Raw genomic sequence first — 15,685 nt, forward strand, 5'->3', positions numbered from 1 at the left:
AGATACTTTACAATTATATGCTCATTATTTTAATATACTCATATCTTAAAACTATTATAACATATCGTATCATATATTCTTTTTCACAATATGCTTATTCGTTATCATAATCGTCAATACTGATATTGCCCACTGAAACTTCTAGCTTTATTTTACAAGATTGATCACCATATGTAAGCGTGCCGTTGGTATTCACAAATTCATCTTTCTTTTCATCATGAACAGTAAAGCTCGCGTTATGATCTATACTGCCTAAATCGGCTTCATAATCACATAAAAATCCACTAATGTCTTTCGGCAAATACAAATCCATATTACCCGCATTTACTTCACTATCGATTTTTTGAATCCCTTTATTCGCATAAAAATCCAAGTTTCCAGCATTTAATTCGGATTTCATTTCATCTATTTCACAATTCTTTACGGAAACATCCCCCGCAGATAAATCAATATCCATTTTCCTTACTTGAAGTCCCTCAACGTTAATGGTATTTGCTGCAGCAATTATAATAACCTGATTGAGCTTCGTTTTCGGAAGATAAATTTCGATTTCTCTCGTTTTATTCTCGAATATATGATTAAAAAAATCATAGCCCATCTCTTTATAGGATTTTAAGCGGATTTCACATTCTCCGTTGTTGGTTTGAGTTGAAATGCGAAGTGGCCTTCCATTAATATAGTTAATATAAGGCTTATCATTCGTCGGTTTAATTGTAACCTTACCATAGCCACAATCAATTCTATAATTCACAGCATCCTTTGCATCAATAGGATGATTTTGATTTTCATATAAAAGCGAGCCGTTTGATTGACTTTCTTGATGACGATATCGATTTACTTTTGTTAAAGAGCCGATTCCCAATAATAGTAGCAGCAATAGCACCACACAAATAATAGTGTATATTGTAAAAGGAATTCTCTTTGAAACTTTCATTACCATTCTCCTTTTATGCAGTATTGTTATTGTATATATTATAATGTACAGAAGTAAAAATTGCAAGTAAATTGAAAATTTAGGAAATTCGCAAAAAATAATTGACAAGTTTACAAGCATGTGCTATCATAGGTATTACCTCGAAGAAGGTCTATTTTTTTGTGCCCAATTTTAAGCACAGAAAAACTCATTCGAGAGGGAGGCAAACGTCAAACGTACAGCTGCAATGCTGAGCGTTTGGTTCAAAAATCCCCAAGTTATCAGGAGGTGCCGATATGAGGGTTAAAGTTACATTAGCTTGCTCTGAGTGCAAACAACGTAATTACGACACAATGAAAAACAAGAAAAATGATCCTGACCGACTAGAAATGAACAAATATTGTCGTTTCTGCAGGAAGCACACGGCTCACAAAGAGACAAAGTAAACGAAAGGGTGGCTTGACAGATGTCTAAAGACGTAGCCGTAAAGGCAAAAGAAGCAAAACCTAAGGTTGGATTTTTCAAAAAAACAGCCCGTTTCTTTAAGGACTTAAAGAGCGAATTCAAAAAGATTGTATGGCCTACAAAGCAACAAGTACTACACAATACTGGCGTAGTTTTGGTTTTTATGTTGGTCACTGCAATCGCAATTTGGATATTGGACTTTTTATTCATTAACTTGTTTAAATTGATGTTCTAATTACCAAATTGGAAATCCACAATTTTGGAGGGACTGATACAATGTCAGAAACCGCAAAGTGGTATGTGATCCATACTTATTCCGGTTATGAGAATAAGGTGGCGAAAAGTATCGAAACTGTTGTCGAAAACCAAAATCTACAAGAACTAATAGAAGAGATACGAGTACCTACTGAAAAAGTCGTAGAGGTAAAAGACAACAAAAAACGTGAAGTGGAACGTAAAATTTTCCCTGGATACGTCATTGTCAAGATGATACTTACTGATGATTCTTGGTATGTTATCAGAAACATCCGTGGTGTTACAGGCTTTGTTGGACCTGGGTCAAAACCTGTGCCTCTTACTGAAAAAGAAGTACAAGCTTTGGGCGTTGAAACTGTTCATGTTGAAGTTAATTACGCTGCAGGGGATACAGTAAAAGTGGTATCCGGACCTTTAGAAGGTTTTGTTGGCGTCGTTGAATCTGTTGAGACTGAGAAAAACCTTGTTGCAGTTACTGTTTCAATGTTTGGTCGAGACACTTTAGTCGAACTTGAATTAAATCAAGTAGTAATTTCAGCTTAATAAGTGAATACTTATTAAGAACACAAGCTTTTGCTTGTGGGCGTTTACTTTTATATAAATAAACGCTAGTGGGAGGAGCAGATCAACTGTTCCGCCATTTACCACAAATTTTGGAGGTGCAAATTATGGCTCAAAAGGTAGTAGGCTACATTAAACTACAAATTCCTGCTGGAAAAGCTACTCCAGCACCACCAGTTGGTCCTGCATTAGGTCAACATGGTGTTAACATTATGTCATTTACAAAGGAATTTAACGAGCGTACAAAAAATGACATCGGTCTTATCATTCCGGTTGTAATTACTGTTTATGCTGACCGTTCTTTCTCATTTGTAACAAAAACTCCACCAGCTGCAGTTTTAATTAAAAAAGCATGTGGTATTGAGAGTGGCTCAGGTGTGCCAAACAAAACTAAAGTTGCAAAAATCACAAAAGAACAGGTTAAACAAATCGCGGAAACAAAAATGCCTGACTTAAATGCAGCAAACATTGAAACTGCAATGAGCATGATCGCAGGTACTGCGCGCTCAATGGGCATCGAAGTTGTCGATTAATTAACCCTGGTGGGAGGACAAATTCCGCTATTAACCACTTTTAGGGAGGAAAAAAGATGAAACACGGTAAAAAATATGTTGACAGTACTAAAACTGTTGATCGTAACAAACTATATGATGCTAACGAAGCATTAGCTCTTACTGTTTCTACTGCAAAAGCAAAATTTGACGAAACAGTTGAACTACACATTCGTCTAGGTGTTGACTCTCGTCACGCTGACCAACAAGTTCGTGGTGCTGTTGTATTACCAAACGGTACTGGTAAAAGCGTTAAAGTTTTAGTATTATGCAAAGGCGAAAACGTTGAAGCTGCTAAAGCTGCTGGTGCTGAATATGTTGGTTCTGATGAATACGTTGCTAAAATCCAAGGCGAAGGCTGGATGGATTTCGACGTAGTTATCGCAACTCCTGACATGATGGGCGTTGTTGGACGTTTAGGTAAAGTTTTAGGTCCAAGAGGCTTGATGCCTTCTCCTAAAGCAGGTACTGTTACTCCAGACGTAGCACGTGCTGTTACTGAAGCAAAAGCTGGTAAAATTGAATATCGTTTAGATAAAACTAACATTATTCACTGCCCAATTGGTAAAGTTTCTTTTGGCCCTGAAAAGCTAGAACAAAACTTAAATACTCTAATGAATGCAGTTGTAAAAGCAAAACCAGCAGCATCAAAAGGTCAATACCTAAAATCTTGCGTAGTAGCTTCTACTATGGGACCTGGTGTAAAAGTAAATACTGCTAAATACGGCGTATAGTCGAATTAGTATATATTTCTATTGACATTTTGCAAAAATTGTTTTAATATAATTGTAGCTGTTATTTCTTTAAGACAGTTGGAGTAATTGTAATACTGATGCTATTACAAAGCATAATTGGTTTTAACCATCCAACCGAGAGAAACTGTGTATAAATATATTTGTTATTTATGCCCTTTTCTACTCGAATGATTAGAAAAGGGTTTTTCGTTTCTTATTAATAATAGCACTTCATATTAAATTGCTAAGTGAGGTGAATACATTGCCAAGTGCAAACGTTCTTGAATCTAAAAAACAACTAGTTGTTGATTTAACTGAAAAGTTAAAGAGTGCAACTTCCGGCGTTTTAGTTGATTACAAAGGTATTAGCGTTGCTGATGATACTGCTCTTCGTAAAGAGTTCAGAGAAGCAGGCGTTGAATATGCTGTTGTAAAAAACACAATGCTAAAATTTGCAGCTCAAAATGCAGGTCTTGAAGGTCTAGAATCTTACCTTGAAGGTACTACTGCATTAGCTTTCAGCACATCTGATGCTGTTGCTCCTGCAAAAGTTGCTGTTAAATACGCTGACAAAATTAAAAAAGGTTTTGATATTAAAGCCGGCTTTATGGATGGTCAAGTATTAAACGCTGCTAAAATGACTGAAGTTGGTAAACTTCCTTCAAAGGAACAACTTATTGGTCAATTACTTTCTGTTCTTACAGGAAATATCCGTGGTATGGCTGTTGCTCTTAACGCTATCGCGGAACAAAAAGAATCTGCATAAGCAGAATCTTAATCAGCGAAAGCTGACATTCGGATTTATTCCAATTAAAATAATTTATTAAAATAATGGAGGTAATTTTCATGGCTTCAGAAAAAATCGTGAAATTTATTGATGATATCAAAGCTCTTACAGTATTAGAGCTAAACGAATTAGTGAAAGCAATCGAAGAAGAGTTCGGCGTATCTGCTGCTGCTCCTGTAATGATGGCTGGCGCTGCTCCTGCAGCTGCTGCTGAAGAAAAAACTGAGTTCGACGTTATCCTTGCTGATGCTGGTGCATCTAAAATGGGCGTTATCAAACTAGTTAAAGAAGTTACTGGTCTTGGCCTAAAAGAAGCAAAAGAAATGGTTGACAATGCACCAAAAACTATCAAAGAAGCTATCTCTAAAGCTGATGCTGAAGAGCTAAAAACTAAATTAGAAGCTGCTGGCGCTAAAGTTGAATTGAAATAGTTTTAAATTATTTCTTTAAAGAACCACATTTTACATGTGGTTCTTTTATTTTTATTCATTTTACGTTGCAAAAGCAACCGATTTATTCTGATACTTCCAATATACTAATCTCATACGATTATTTCGTTTTTTTTGCAAATAATAATTAAAAATATTGGAGGTATCTTATGAGTAATATGTTTTGTTTTCAATGTCAGCAAACGGCAGGTCAAAAGGCTTGTGTCAATGTCGGTGTTTGTGGGAAGCAACCAACTACAGCAAAAATTCAAGATAAACTGGTTTGTGAACTTATTGGCTTAGCCGATGCAGTTGTAAAAAATCATCCAACCAAGCAATCAGACCGTTTGGTGATGGACGGATTGTTCATGACGTTAACCAATGTCAATTTTGATAATGCAGTCATTCAAAAGACAATTGATAAAGTAATAGCCGAGCGCAATAAAATTGGTGAAGGAGCGCCATTCCCTTTAGAAGAACTTTGGAACGGCGAAACCGATATTGTTTCGCTTCGTTCTACCCTTCTCTTTGGCATGAAAGGAATGGCAGCATATGCTCATCATGCAATGAACTTAGGAGAAGAGGATAAGGAAGTTACCAACTGGTTTTATAAAGGACTTAGTGAGTTAAATAAGGACCATACCATTGAAGAATGGCTTCAACTCATTATGGAGTTTGGGCTTGTTAATTTTAAATGTATGGAAATTCTGGATCATGCCAACACAAGCCATTATGACACACCAGTTCCGGCTAAAGTACCATGTGATATTGAAAAAGGTCCTTTCATCGTTATTTCAGGACATGATTTGCATGATTTAGAACAGTTATTAGAACAAACCAACGGAACAGGCGTTAATGTCTATACACATGGCGAAATGCTACCTGCACATGGATATCCTAAGTTTCAAGAGTATCCTCAATTAAAAGGAAACTTCGGAACCGCTTGGCAATCACAGCAAAAAGAATTTGACAATATCCCTGCCCCCGTTTTATTTACTACCAACTGTCTCATGCCGCAACGTCCAAGCTATCAAGATAGAATTTATACCACATCTGTTGTTGGATACGAAGGGCTAATTCATATTGAAGCAGACGAAAACGGCAAAAAAGATTTTTCAAAAATTATCGAGCATGCAATTGCTTTAGGCGGATATGAAAACGACCATAGCATGAGCGGCATTAACGGTGGTCATACAATGCTAACTGGATTTGGTCATGGCACCATTCTTGCAAATGCAGGCTCAATTGTTGAAGCTGTTCAACAAGGAAAGATTAAGCATTTCTTCTTAGTAGGTGGATGTGACGGCGCTCATCCGGGCAGAAATTACTATACAGATTTTGTAAAGCAAACCCCTATGGATAGTATTGTTTTAACCTTGGCTTGTGGAAAATTCCGCTTTAACGATTTAGATCTTGGCGAAGTTGCCGGATTCCCTCGTATTTTAGATATGGGACAATGCAATGACGCATATGGTGCTGTCAAGGTAGCTCTTGCACTTGCTGACGCATTCAAATGTGGCGTAAATGAATTGCCGCTTACCCTTGTTTTATCGTGGTATGAACAAAAAGCAGTTTGTATACTTCTTTCACTTCTCGCATTAGGGGTAAAAAATATCTATATTGGTCCTACCGTTCCTGCATTTTTATCTGAAACTGTAGTGAAAACACTTGTAGATACCTTTGGATTAACTCCAATTACAACACCGGAACAAAATCTCGACCAAATTTTAAACAGAGGCTAACCTTTTTGTTTCAAGAAATGCAGTAACCAAAATGAATTCGGTTACTGCATTTTTATCAATAGAGTTGCATTTTTCGCACGATTATTGCTACAATACACGAATTTCAGCTTATTTTTGCAAGTTTACGCTATATGATATTGCATTTTTCATGAATTATGGTATAATCGAATCAACAGATAGAAAGAATATCGGAAAGGAATAAGTTCATGTCATTCTTAAATCACTATAGCAAAATTGACTCTGCTACAATAGCAACTGTTGCAAAAGAATATGGTACTCCAGTATATTTATATGATGAAAATACCATTCGAGAAAAATGCCAAATGGTATTATCTATGCCAAATGCATTTGGTTTGACGGTTCGTTATGCAATGAAAGCAAACTCAAATAGAACACTACTACAAACAATCCATCAATGTGGGCTTTGCATTGATGCCAGCTCATTAAATGAGGTTCGCCGTGCACACCTTGCAGGAATTCCCTATCAAGATATTATTTTAACAACTCAAGAAATTCCTGAAAATGATGATAGAATTGATTTAGAACAAATGATACTTCAAGGCTTGAAATATAATGTGTGTTCCCTACGTCAGCTTTATTTGATCGGAGATTTTGCAAAAGCAAACAAGATTAACTTATCGATTCGTGTGCATCCAGGTGTTGGATCAGGAGAGTCCGCAAGTAGAAACACCGGAGATAACTATTCTTGCTTTGGAATTCATCTTTCTGATATTGGACAAGCTCTAGATTTTGCTAAAGAAAAAGGTATTCTATTTACACAGGTTCACGTTCATATTGGCTCAGGAGCTGATCCTCTCATGTGGCGACAGAATATTGACTTAGAATTAGATATTATTGATCGATACTTCCCCGATGCCACTACAGTCAGCTTTGGAGGGGGCTTAAAAGAAGCACGTATGCCATATGAAATCGGTGCTGATGTTAATGAGCTTGGAAGCTATGCAAAGCAGCAAATAGAAGCTTTTTATCAAAGAACCAATCGTAAATTAAAAATGGAAATCGAACCAGGAACCTATATCGTTGCAAACTGCGGCTATGCCATTACAAAAGTAATCGATAAAAAGCGTACGGGCAACGACGGATTTAACTTCATTATTGCCAACGGTGGTATGGAAATTAACGCTCGTCCTATTATGTATGGTTCACTACATCCGTTTTATATGGTTTCTGAACATGGTAAGCTTTTATCTTCTGAATTTGATATCAATAATATTGCACAATCTGACTATGAAGCTGTAATTGTTGGCAGATGCTGTGAAAGCGGTGATTCCCAAAGCTTAGATGATAACGATACGAGTATACCAAGAAAGATGATAGAGCCTAATGTCGGCGATTACTTTGTAATCGGTGGAACAGGTGCATATTGCTCTTCTATGACACCATTTAATTATAATTCTCATGCGCAAATTCCTGAGGTTTTGTTTACTTCTGAAAATACGTTACAGTTGATTCGAAAAAGACAAACACTAAATCAAATAGTGGAAAACGAAATATAAAAGAAGCAAAAAACTCCTACTACGGTTATTGTAGTAGGAGTTTCAGCTTGTAGAAAAAGTCTCCTAAATTCGATGATTTAGGGGACTTTTGACGCGAAAAATGGTATAATTAAATAGGGTGATTAAATGTTAGTTAAAGCTAAAAAAGACCGAACACAAGTAGAGTTTTTGTGCTTAGAAGAATTTATTCCAGCAGAACATTTGCTTAGAAAAATAGATAGTGCAGTGGATTTCTGTCATATATATGATTTCGTAGAGGATTTGTATTGTAAAGATAATGGAAGACCAAGCATAGACCCAGTAGTACTAATCAAAATGGTCTTAATACAACATTTGTATGGAATAAGTTCGTTGCGCAAATTGGTAGAAGAAGTACAAATGAACTGTGCATATCGTTGGTTTTTAGGATATTTAATGACAGAACAAATACCTCACTTTACAACAATAAGTTATGCCTTTAAACATAGATTTAACGAGAATACTATTGCATGCATTTTCAACTGGATATTGAATGAAATCAATGATATGGGATATCTTGACCCAGAGGTGGTATTTGTAGATGGAACCCATATAAAAGCAAATGCAAATATAAAAAAGGTTGTAAAGAAATCAATCCCCGTAGCAGCAAAACATTATGAGAAACAACTAATGGACGAAATCAATAAAGATAGAGAAGAACATAAAAAAAAGCCATTTGACGATACAAAGCCACCTAAAATAGAAGAAAAAATCATCAATGAATCAACCACTGACCCTGAAAGCGGTGTATTTCATAAAGGAGAGCATAAGAAATGCCTTGCTTATGAAGCACATACAGCTTGTGACAAAAAAGGCTACATTGTAGATGTTCATGTAACAGCAGGCAATGTACATGACAGCGTAGCATTCGATGATTTGTATGATAAATTAAAAGAAAACCACCCCGAAATCCAAACAATAGTGGCAGATAGTGCCTACAATACTCCCTATATTGCAAAAAGACTTATAGATGATGGAAAAGATTTATTAGTACCATATCGTAGACCAATGACAAAACAAGGCTTTTTTAAGAAATATGATTTTTCATATGATGAATATTTTGACTGTGTAGTATGTCCAAACAATAAAGTTTTACACTATTCCACCACGAATAGAGAAGGATACAAAGAATTTAAAAGCAATCCAAACGACTGTAAAATCTGTGGGTTTCGTTACAAATGCACTGAAAGTAAAGAATTCCAGAAACAATACACAGTTCATGTTTGGCATGAGTACTTAGAGCAAGTTTCAGATATTCGTTATGCAATAAAATACAAAGATCTTTATGCACAGCGAAAAGAAACGATTGAGCGAGTTTTTGCTGATGCGAAAGAAAAATACGCAATGCGTTATACACCTTATCGAGGTCTTGCCCAAGTAACAAACTGGGTTAGGCTTAAATTTGCGTGCATGAACCTTAAAAAGCTGGCAATACATAAGTGGAGGGTGAACTCTCCTTTTTGTATCCTTTCCACTTTTTTCAAATTTTCAACCATATATTCAAAAGCCCGACTTTGGTTACGCCAAAATCGGGCTTTTTCTTCAGACTGAAACTCCTACTACGGTTATTGTAGTAGGAGTTTTTACTTCTTATAATGGGGAATGTATTTATTTTGATAGAAATTGATTTACTTCGGTTATTGTTGGGATAGACGGTGCTGCACCCATTTTGGATACTGCCAGTGCAGCGGCAGCAGATGCTCGTTTCAAAAGCATCGAACTTTCAACATTTTGTGTTAACCCTTGTAGAAAATATCCGGTAAAAGTATCCCCTGCTGCGGTTGTATCCACTATCGGCACAGAAAATATGGATTGAAAATAAACTTGACTACCGTCATAATAATAAACGCCATCTTTTCCAAGTGTTAATACAATTTTTGCACTTGGATATCTTATTTTCAGTTTTTCGATAATGGCTTGCGGGGACAGCTCATTGGAAAGCTCTGCACCTTCAATTTCATTCAACAAAAAGATGTTAACCTTGTTTAATGGAAGCGATACTATATTTCTGTCAAAAGGAGATGGGTTGAATGCGATCTGCATCCCCTTTTTTGAAGCTTGATCTATAATGTATTCAAGTTGATTGACTTCATTTTGCAGTAAAAGCAAATCTCCTTCTGAAAATCCTTTCAAGGTATCATCAACTTGTTGCTTTGTTATGCATTGGTTTGCGCCACCATATAGCAAAATACAATTCTGACCGTTTTTATCTACTTGAATGATTGCGTGGCCTGTTGGTTCGCCGACTTGCCTTACATATTTGGTATCGACTTTGGATTGTTCAAGCTGTTCTTTTAAAAACAAGCCATCACTACCAATGCATCCAGCATGACATACAGCCGCTCCTGCTCGTGATAATGCAATAGATTGATTCAGGCCCTTCCCTCCACAAAACCGTTCCATTACGTGAGATGAGATTGTTTCAGCGGGACGTACAAAATGGTCTACTTGATAAACATAATCAATATTAAGTGAACCAAAATTTAATACCCTCACAATACCCCCCCTAATTTATTGATTATTCAATGCTAAGCGACAATATCGTTTGACAATATCATCAATTTTCATAGATGGTACACCATTCATATAAGTATAGACGGTATTATGAAAGCCCTCTGTCCAATGAGATGGTATATTGTGAGCTCCATAAATCGCACCAATAACGCTTCCCGCAGTTGCCGCTGTACAATCATTATCTAGCCCCATTGCAACTATTTCAGAAATTGTCTTTGTAAAATCGCCATTACCAAGCAATAGACCCATAACCGTTAAACAAGCATTATTATTGGTATGTACAGGATGCATGCCTGCAAATCTCTTATCAACAGCATCTCTTGCTTCTTGATAATTACTAATTCGCTTACCTTCTTCAATTGCCCATCGCACATCTTGATATAAATTGCATTCTTGTGGTATTTCGGTTAACCCGATTTCTATTGCTTCAAGAGGTGTATCTACACAAAATGCGGCAGCCTGTACAGCTGCAAAGAACATCTCTCCGTAAATTCCATTTCTCCTATGACTTAAGTATGCATCTCGATATGCAAACTCAGCAGCTCGTTCCGGATTTCCTGCACAAACATAAGCCCAGCCATCGGAACGAATATCGGCACCAATCCACTGCACGTATGGATTTCCTACAACGCCTACCTGTTCAATTGACATACCTTTTTTGAGATTATTTAATGCAACTTCTTCAGCGGTACATGCTACGGGCAAAAATGTTTTCCAAATTTCGCCTACATCTCTTGTTGTAAAATTGTATCCATACTTTTCAATCGTAAAAATCGGAATTAAGGTATAGGTGATATCATCATCGACTGGAACCCCGTTTATGCCTGACTTTGTGTAAGCAGAAAGTGGAGATATACCATAATGCAATTCATCAGAATAATATACGCCATTCCAATAGTGAGTTGGTGGAAAAGGAGTATCAAATTGGCTTGCCAGTTGCTTCATTTTAGGAATTGGCCATGATTCAACGGGTACGCCAAGGGTACAGCCGATAAAGCGGCCTAAAATTGCACCGGCCATCTTATTAGTAAATTCTTTTTTTCCATATTCAAAGGTCAGTTTTCTTGGACCTGAAGTTCTTAACTGTTTAATTTCATCTAATAAATCAGGTTCCTTTTTTGCCAGTTCTTCGTCTTCCTCTATATGTTGTATTTCAAAAAGCTTTTGTTCTAAGCTTTGAACCATTTCTTGTTTGATTTTCTCAACTTGTTGTTCACAACCGTATTCAGTTTTCAAATTAGCATAGTCTGTTATTTGGTTAATCAGCTGATTAACAGAATTAAAATCCGTATATTTCATTTTTCTTCCCCTAAAGAGTATTTTTTGTTTACTTTGGTTTACAAATTTTTTATAATATATATAATAATATTATTAATTATTATTTTCTACGCAAAAACGAGGTAAATATATGCAAAATCAATCATCCAGCAAATATAGCGTCCGTTATTCTCCTTATTCTGATTTTAATAACCAAGACCGTCTTCCTTATCACTTAGAACATTGTTTATTACCATACCTAATTGAAGAACTGCATTATCATGATGGTATTGAACTTGGCTACTGCAGTTCAGGATGCGGTGTTTTTATTATAGGCAAAGAAATCATTTCATTTCAAGCCCCGTGTGTTACCATTATTTATCCAAAGCAATTTCATAAAGCCAAAAGCACAGGTAGCTCATATAGCGATTGGCAGTTTGCTTCTTTTTCGCCCCAAATGCCATTGTCGCATCTCAATTTCATTGGGCCGGTACTACAAGCTCCCGATTGTTCACAGTCAATTTACTATCAAAATAACATTCTTTTCACTTTAATTAAAGAGCTAATTATAGAATTACAAAACAAAGAAATGGATTATTTAAAAAGTGCAACTGGTTTGTTAAAAAGTATCTTGGTGAAGCATAGCCGAGTAACCTCAAATCACTCCAACAACCCCAATAGTGCCTCTATCCTAACACGTATCGGCCCTATTTTAAACTATATCAGCCATAACTACAAGCAAAGTTTATCGGTAAATGAAATTGCTTCTTCTTTTCATATCAGTCCTGCAACATTGCGACGTTGGTTTTCTGACTCGATTCATTCTTCACCACTCCAATATCTACATAAAGTACGTACCACAACGGCATCGTCGCTATTAATTAACACAGATTTATCCGTATTGGAGGTTGCAATTGAGGTTGGCTATCAATCACAATCTAGCTTTCAACGGCAATTTCAACGGCAATTTCACTGCTCTCCGACACAATATATTACGCAGAATCGTAATCAAAAGGCAAAATAGCGTTTTATAGTAAGATATTTATCATAAATCATTATCCATCTAATCTTGATAGAGTTAAGATTAGATGGATATTTTTTACCCAACCAAACGTTTCAATGAATTTTAACATTGCTCTAGTACAAATGAAATAATTATGCTATACTATATTAAGGTAAATATTTCTAATATAAAAAGAAAATATATACTTTTGTCTTGCTTTCATTATAACAAAAACAAGGTAATATGCAATAACATATTGCTGTTTATATTATTTTTCATTCGTTTTTATTTGGAAAATTAATAAAATTTAATTGTAGCTTTTTGCCACTTTGATTTGTATTAAAGATGAAGGAGGTTCTTTTATGATAAAATCGTTGCGAACAGACGATTGTATTGATGAAGTTATTTCGCAATACTCCGCAATGGTTTATCGCCTCGCTTTGTCGCAAACAAAAAACAGCAGCGATGCAGATGACATTTTTCAGGACGTCTTTTTGCGTTATATCAAGAATGCTCCTAATTTTGATAGTGAAGAACATAGAAAGGCTTGGCTCATTCGTGTAACCTTGAATTGCTGTAAAAACCTATGGAATTCGAGTTGGAGAAAGCAAACTACAGAGTTAGATGAATCTCTTGCTTTTGAAACGCCCGAGCAATATGAGCTTTATCATACCATTTGTTCTTTACCCAAAAACTATCGAGCTGTCATCCAACTATTTTATTATGAAGATCTATCCATCGAACAAATCAGTCAGATTTTAAAGGCAAAACCTGCTACTGTTCGAACTTGGCTTACCCGTGCAAGGGGTTTGCTAAAAGAACAACTGAAAGGAGAGATTGACTAATGTTCAAAAACGACTTTCAGGAACTACAACGGCAAATTAACCCTAGTGATGCCTTAATTGAACAAACAAAATCAAAGATGCATCAAGCTCTCCAACAAAAAAAATCGAAGAAAATAATGAAAATTATCTATCGAACTACCGCTACAGCTGCTTGCTTTCTCTTTGTGGCTGTAACGGGTTATTGCTGGAACGACATAACAAATGTCGCTAAAGAAATGACGCATAAAGCTGCCATTTATAACTCTTCAGCAACGAGTGGCATTGCAAATGATATTATGATTTCTGATGTTACACATTCTTCGAGCAAGAAAGATTCAGCCGCTACAGCTTCTGAAAGTAAACAAGCAAATACATCTTCTCAATCACAAGAATCAGCAAAAAATGATAGTAAAGAGCTTTCTATTAACGCTGAGTCAAAAAACACCAATGGTAACGAAAATTCCAGCCAACCTGCTAATGTCGAAAATCCAAGTTTGGAAATTCAAAAAGCCCCTCCTGCTACCTCTAATACAATTCTAACCTATTTAGAGCCAGGTGTACATTCCAATTCGGTTCGATTAAATAATGGTTCTTTAAATTTTGTATCACCGGAAAAAGCTTTTATAAAGCCTTTTGCATTCAGCTTTTTCAAACCCGATTTTACCGATTGGACACAAGAACAGTATTTCAAGTATTTAGGGCGAGATCCTAGACCAACTGAAATTCCTTTGGATTTATCCTTAACCAATTTAGATCATGACAGTAAATTAAAACTTATCGTTCATAAAGATGGCACAGTAGCAAATGATAACATTACGTTTACCTATTGTGCAAAGGATGATAAAAAAGCTGTTGTGCATCGACAACTTCAAATTACAACCGGTAAAGATAAAATTCCAAAGTCGGAGCTGCTTTTTTATTTTGATAAAGAAAATGCTTCGGAGATAAAAGATATCCCGATTAACGTTGGGTATCAAAGCAAAACTTTACTAAACGAAAAAAAAGAGCCAATTAAAACTTACGATGTTTATTTTACACAGTTTCTTTATAAGGATATTGGATATTATATGGAAACGCAATGTTTAACACAAGAAGAGTTTATCAACATATTGCTGTCTATAATAAAATAATATAAGGTGAGGATGATTTCATGAAAAGGCTCTTTACCATTCTCGTTAGCATTGTTCTTATTACAGCTTTCCTATTAACAGGATGTCAACGTTCAGATAAACATGATGCCCCCGGATACTCGCAAAATAAAACAGCCAATTCAGTTAATAAAGCCGAGCAAGACTCTGTAATTGCACAAGACGGAGTAAGTACTGCGAAAGACAACAAAATTACTGTTCCTGAAACAAATCGCAAACTCATTCGCAACGTTTCGCTTACCATTCAAACAAAGGAATTCGATAAGCTCAATACAGCAATATCACAAAAAATATACCAATCCAGCGGATATGTTGAAAGTTCAGAAGTTTTCGGGAATTCCAAACTATCAAACAGTTCCCGTAATTGCAATATGGTAATTCGTATTCCTAAAACAAAACTGGATGAGTTTATTTCAACCATAAGCGGATTGGGTACCGTTATTAGTAAGCAAGAAACTACCCAAGACATCACACTCAATTATATAGACGTTGACAGCCACAAAAAAGCACTTCAAGTAGAGCAAGACCGATTACTTGCTTTACTAGAAAAAGCAAACAAACTTGAAGATATTATTGCTTTAGAGCAAAGATTATCGCAAGTTCGATATGAAATCCAAACCTATGAATCCCAGCTTCGTACCTATGATAATCAAGTGGATTACAGCACTGTTCAATTGAGCATAAATGAAGTCGAACGTGTTACCCAAAAAGATGATGGAACCATGTGGAGTAAAATTGCTACCGGATTTAGCAACAACCTTCATAAAATCGGATATGGACTAGAAGCCTTTTTCATTTGGCTTTTATCTAATATTATCTTCATCATTTTATTTGCAGGTGTTGTTACTTTGGCTATATTGTGGATAAAACGTATTGTCAAAAAAAGAAAGCACCTTCCTGCAGCCTCAGAAGAGGCAAAAATCCCCCCACAAAAATAGAGATAGAATAAATATATGAAAAAGAGTTTT

At 36.0% G+C, this 15,685-nt stretch carries 17 protein-coding genes; 14 read left to right on the forward strand and 3 right to left on the reverse strand.

What is annotated here, in order from left to right:
• Positions 1-94: 94 nt before the first annotated feature.
• The gene (locus RBG61_RS05410) at positions 95-934 is read right to left on the reverse strand and encodes a DUF4097 family beta strand repeat-containing protein (protein WP_307946482.1); all 840 of its coding nucleotides are present in this window, start codon (positions 932-934) and stop codon (positions 95-97) included.
• 275 nt (positions 935-1,209) lie between these two features.
• Between RBG61_RS05410 and rpmG the strand changes: the two genes are divergently transcribed.
• The 10 genes from rpmG (at position 1,210) to RBG61_RS05460 (ending at position 9,522) form a co-directional block, all read left to right on the forward strand.
• Entirely contained in the window at positions 1,210-1,359 is a 150-nt protein-coding gene (rpmG, locus tag RBG61_RS05415) for a 50S ribosomal protein L33 (RefSeq protein WP_307946484.1), read from the forward strand.
• A gap of 20 nt (positions 1,360-1,379) precedes the next feature.
• Positions 1,380-1,613, forward strand: coding sequence for a preprotein translocase subunit SecE (gene secE, locus RBG61_RS05420; protein ID WP_307946485.1), 234 nt, complete (start codon positions 1,380-1,382; stop codon positions 1,611-1,613).
• 41 nt (positions 1,614-1,654) lie between these two features.
• On the forward strand, positions 1,655-2,176 hold the full coding sequence (gene nusG / locus RBG61_RS05425; protein ID WP_307946488.1) for a transcription termination/antitermination protein NusG: 522 nt from the start codon (positions 1,655-1,657) through the stop codon (positions 2,174-2,176).
• 125 nt (positions 2,177-2,301) lie between these two features.
• Positions 2,302-2,727 (forward strand): 50S ribosomal protein L11, encoded by a 426-nt coding sequence (gene rplK / locus RBG61_RS05430; RefSeq protein ID WP_307946491.1) that lies wholly within the window; start codon positions 2,302-2,304, stop codon positions 2,725-2,727.
• 56 nt (positions 2,728-2,783) lie between these two features.
• On the forward strand, positions 2,784-3,479 hold the full coding sequence (gene rplA / locus RBG61_RS05435; protein WP_307946494.1) for a 50S ribosomal protein L1: 696 nt from the start codon (positions 2,784-2,786) through the stop codon (positions 3,477-3,479).
• A gap of 253 nt (positions 3,480-3,732) precedes the next feature.
• Positions 3,733-4,245, forward strand: a complete 513-nt coding sequence (rplJ, locus tag RBG61_RS05440; RefSeq protein WP_307946496.1) for a 50S ribosomal protein L10 — start codon at positions 3,733-3,735, stop codon at positions 4,243-4,245.
• Between the two features lie 80 nt (positions 4,246-4,325).
• The gene (gene rplL / locus RBG61_RS05445; protein WP_307946498.1) at positions 4,326-4,697 is read left to right on the forward strand and encodes a 50S ribosomal protein L7/L12; all 372 of its coding nucleotides are present in this window, start codon (positions 4,326-4,328) and stop codon (positions 4,695-4,697) included.
• A gap of 167 nt (positions 4,698-4,864) precedes the next feature.
• Positions 4,865-6,436 carry a hydroxylamine reductase gene (gene hcp / locus RBG61_RS05450; RefSeq protein WP_307946500.1) on the forward strand — a complete coding sequence of 524 codons (1,572 nt, stop codon included), beginning with the start codon at positions 4,865-4,867 and terminating at the stop codon, positions 6,434-6,436.
• A 206-nt stretch (positions 6,437-6,642) separates the two neighbouring features.
• Complete coding sequence (locus RBG61_RS05455) at positions 6,643-7,953, forward strand: diaminopimelate decarboxylase (RefSeq protein ID WP_307946503.1); 1,311 nt, start codon at positions 6,643-6,645, stop codon at positions 7,951-7,953.
• A gap of 126 nt (positions 7,954-8,079) precedes the next feature.
• Positions 8,080-9,522: an IS1182 family transposase gene (locus RBG61_RS05460; protein WP_307942466.1), complete on the forward strand. Its 1,443-nt coding sequence runs from the start codon at positions 8,080-8,082 to the stop codon at positions 9,520-9,522.
• Positions 9,523-9,579: 57 nt separating this feature from the next.
• Here the strand turns inward: RBG61_RS05460 and RBG61_RS05465 are convergent, their stop codons facing one another.
• Together RBG61_RS05465 and RBG61_RS05470 are read right to left on the reverse strand one after the other, a co-directional pair.
• Positions 9,580-10,467 carry a ribokinase gene (locus tag RBG61_RS05465; protein WP_307946504.1) on the reverse strand — a complete coding sequence of 296 codons (888 nt, stop codon included), beginning with the start codon at positions 10,465-10,467 and terminating at the stop codon, positions 9,580-9,582.
• A 15-nt stretch (positions 10,468-10,482) separates the two neighbouring features.
• A complete protein-coding gene (locus RBG61_RS05470) occupies positions 10,483-11,784 on the reverse strand; it encodes an ADP-ribosylglycohydrolase family protein (protein ID WP_307946507.1) in 1,302 nt (433 codons plus the stop codon).
• Between the two features lie 109 nt (positions 11,785-11,893).
• On the opposite strand from RBG61_RS05470, the gene RBG61_RS05475 reads away from it, so the two are divergent.
• From RBG61_RS05475 to RBG61_RS05490, 4 genes are all read left to right on the forward strand, one after another.
• The gene (locus RBG61_RS05475) at positions 11,894-12,766 is read left to right on the forward strand and encodes a helix-turn-helix domain-containing protein (protein ID WP_307946509.1); all 873 of its coding nucleotides are present in this window, start codon (positions 11,894-11,896) and stop codon (positions 12,764-12,766) included.
• A gap of 341 nt (positions 12,767-13,107) precedes the next feature.
• The gene (locus tag RBG61_RS05480; protein WP_307946512.1) at positions 13,108-13,590 is read left to right on the forward strand and encodes an RNA polymerase sigma factor; all 483 of its coding nucleotides are present in this window, start codon (positions 13,108-13,110) and stop codon (positions 13,588-13,590) included.
• A complete protein-coding gene (locus tag RBG61_RS05485) occupies positions 13,590-14,699 on the forward strand; it encodes a hypothetical protein (protein ID WP_307946515.1) in 1,110 nt (369 codons plus the stop codon). The genes RBG61_RS05480 and RBG61_RS05485 overlap by 1 nt, the downstream gene beginning before the upstream one ends.
• Positions 14,700-14,719: 20 nt before the next feature.
• Entirely contained in the window at positions 14,720-15,655 is a 936-nt protein-coding gene (locus tag RBG61_RS05490) for a DUF4349 domain-containing protein (RefSeq protein ID WP_307946518.1), read from the forward strand.
• Positions 15,656-15,685 lie beyond the last annotated feature (30 nt).

Source organism: Paludicola sp. MB14-C6, assembly GCF_030908625.1.
Classification (GTDB): domain Bacteria; phylum Bacillota; class Clostridia; order Oscillospirales; family Ruminococcaceae; genus Paludihabitans.

Bases quoted from the DNA above. Each gene is read 5' to 3' on its own strand.
- RBG61_RS05410 (WP_307946482.1), bottom strand. From the start codon at position 934: ATGAAAGTTTCAAAGAGAATTCCTTTTACAATATACACTATTATTTGT.
- rpmG (WP_307946484.1), top strand. From the start codon at position 1,210: ATGAGGGTTAAAGTTACATTAGCTTGCTCTGAGTGCAAACAACGTAAT.
- secE (WP_307946485.1), top strand. From the start codon at position 1,380: ATGTCTAAAGACGTAGCCGTAAAGGCAAAAGAAGCAAAACCTAAGGTT.
- nusG (WP_307946488.1), top strand. From the start codon at position 1,655: ATGTCAGAAACCGCAAAGTGGTATGTGATCCATACTTATTCCGGTTAT.
- rplK (WP_307946491.1), top strand. From the start codon at position 2,302: ATGGCTCAAAAGGTAGTAGGCTACATTAAACTACAAATTCCTGCTGGA.
- rplA (WP_307946494.1), top strand. From the start codon at position 2,784: ATGAAACACGGTAAAAAATATGTTGACAGTACTAAAACTGTTGATCGT.
- rplL (WP_307946498.1), top strand. From the start codon at position 4,326: ATGGCTTCAGAAAAAATCGTGAAATTTATTGATGATATCAAAGCTCTT.
- hcp (WP_307946500.1), top strand. From the start codon at position 4,865: ATGAGTAATATGTTTTGTTTTCAATGTCAGCAAACGGCAGGTCAAAAG.
- RBG61_RS05455 (WP_307946503.1), top strand. From the start codon at position 6,643: ATGTCATTCTTAAATCACTATAGCAAAATTGACTCTGCTACAATAGCA.
- RBG61_RS05460 (WP_307942466.1), top strand. From the start codon at position 8,080: ATGTTAGTTAAAGCTAAAAAAGACCGAACACAAGTAGAGTTTTTGTGC.
- RBG61_RS05470 (WP_307946507.1), bottom strand. From the start codon at position 11,784: ATGAAATATACGGATTTTAATTCTGTTAATCAGCTGATTAACCAAATA.
- RBG61_RS05475 (WP_307946509.1), top strand. From the start codon at position 11,894: ATGCAAAATCAATCATCCAGCAAATATAGCGTCCGTTATTCTCCTTAT.
- RBG61_RS05480 (WP_307946512.1), top strand. From the start codon at position 13,108: ATGATAAAATCGTTGCGAACAGACGATTGTATTGATGAAGTTATTTCG.
- RBG61_RS05485 (WP_307946515.1), top strand. From the start codon at position 13,590: ATGTTCAAAAACGACTTTCAGGAACTACAACGGCAAATTAACCCTAGT.
- RBG61_RS05490 (WP_307946518.1), top strand. From the start codon at position 14,720: ATGAAAAGGCTCTTTACCATTCTCGTTAGCATTGTTCTTATTACAGCT.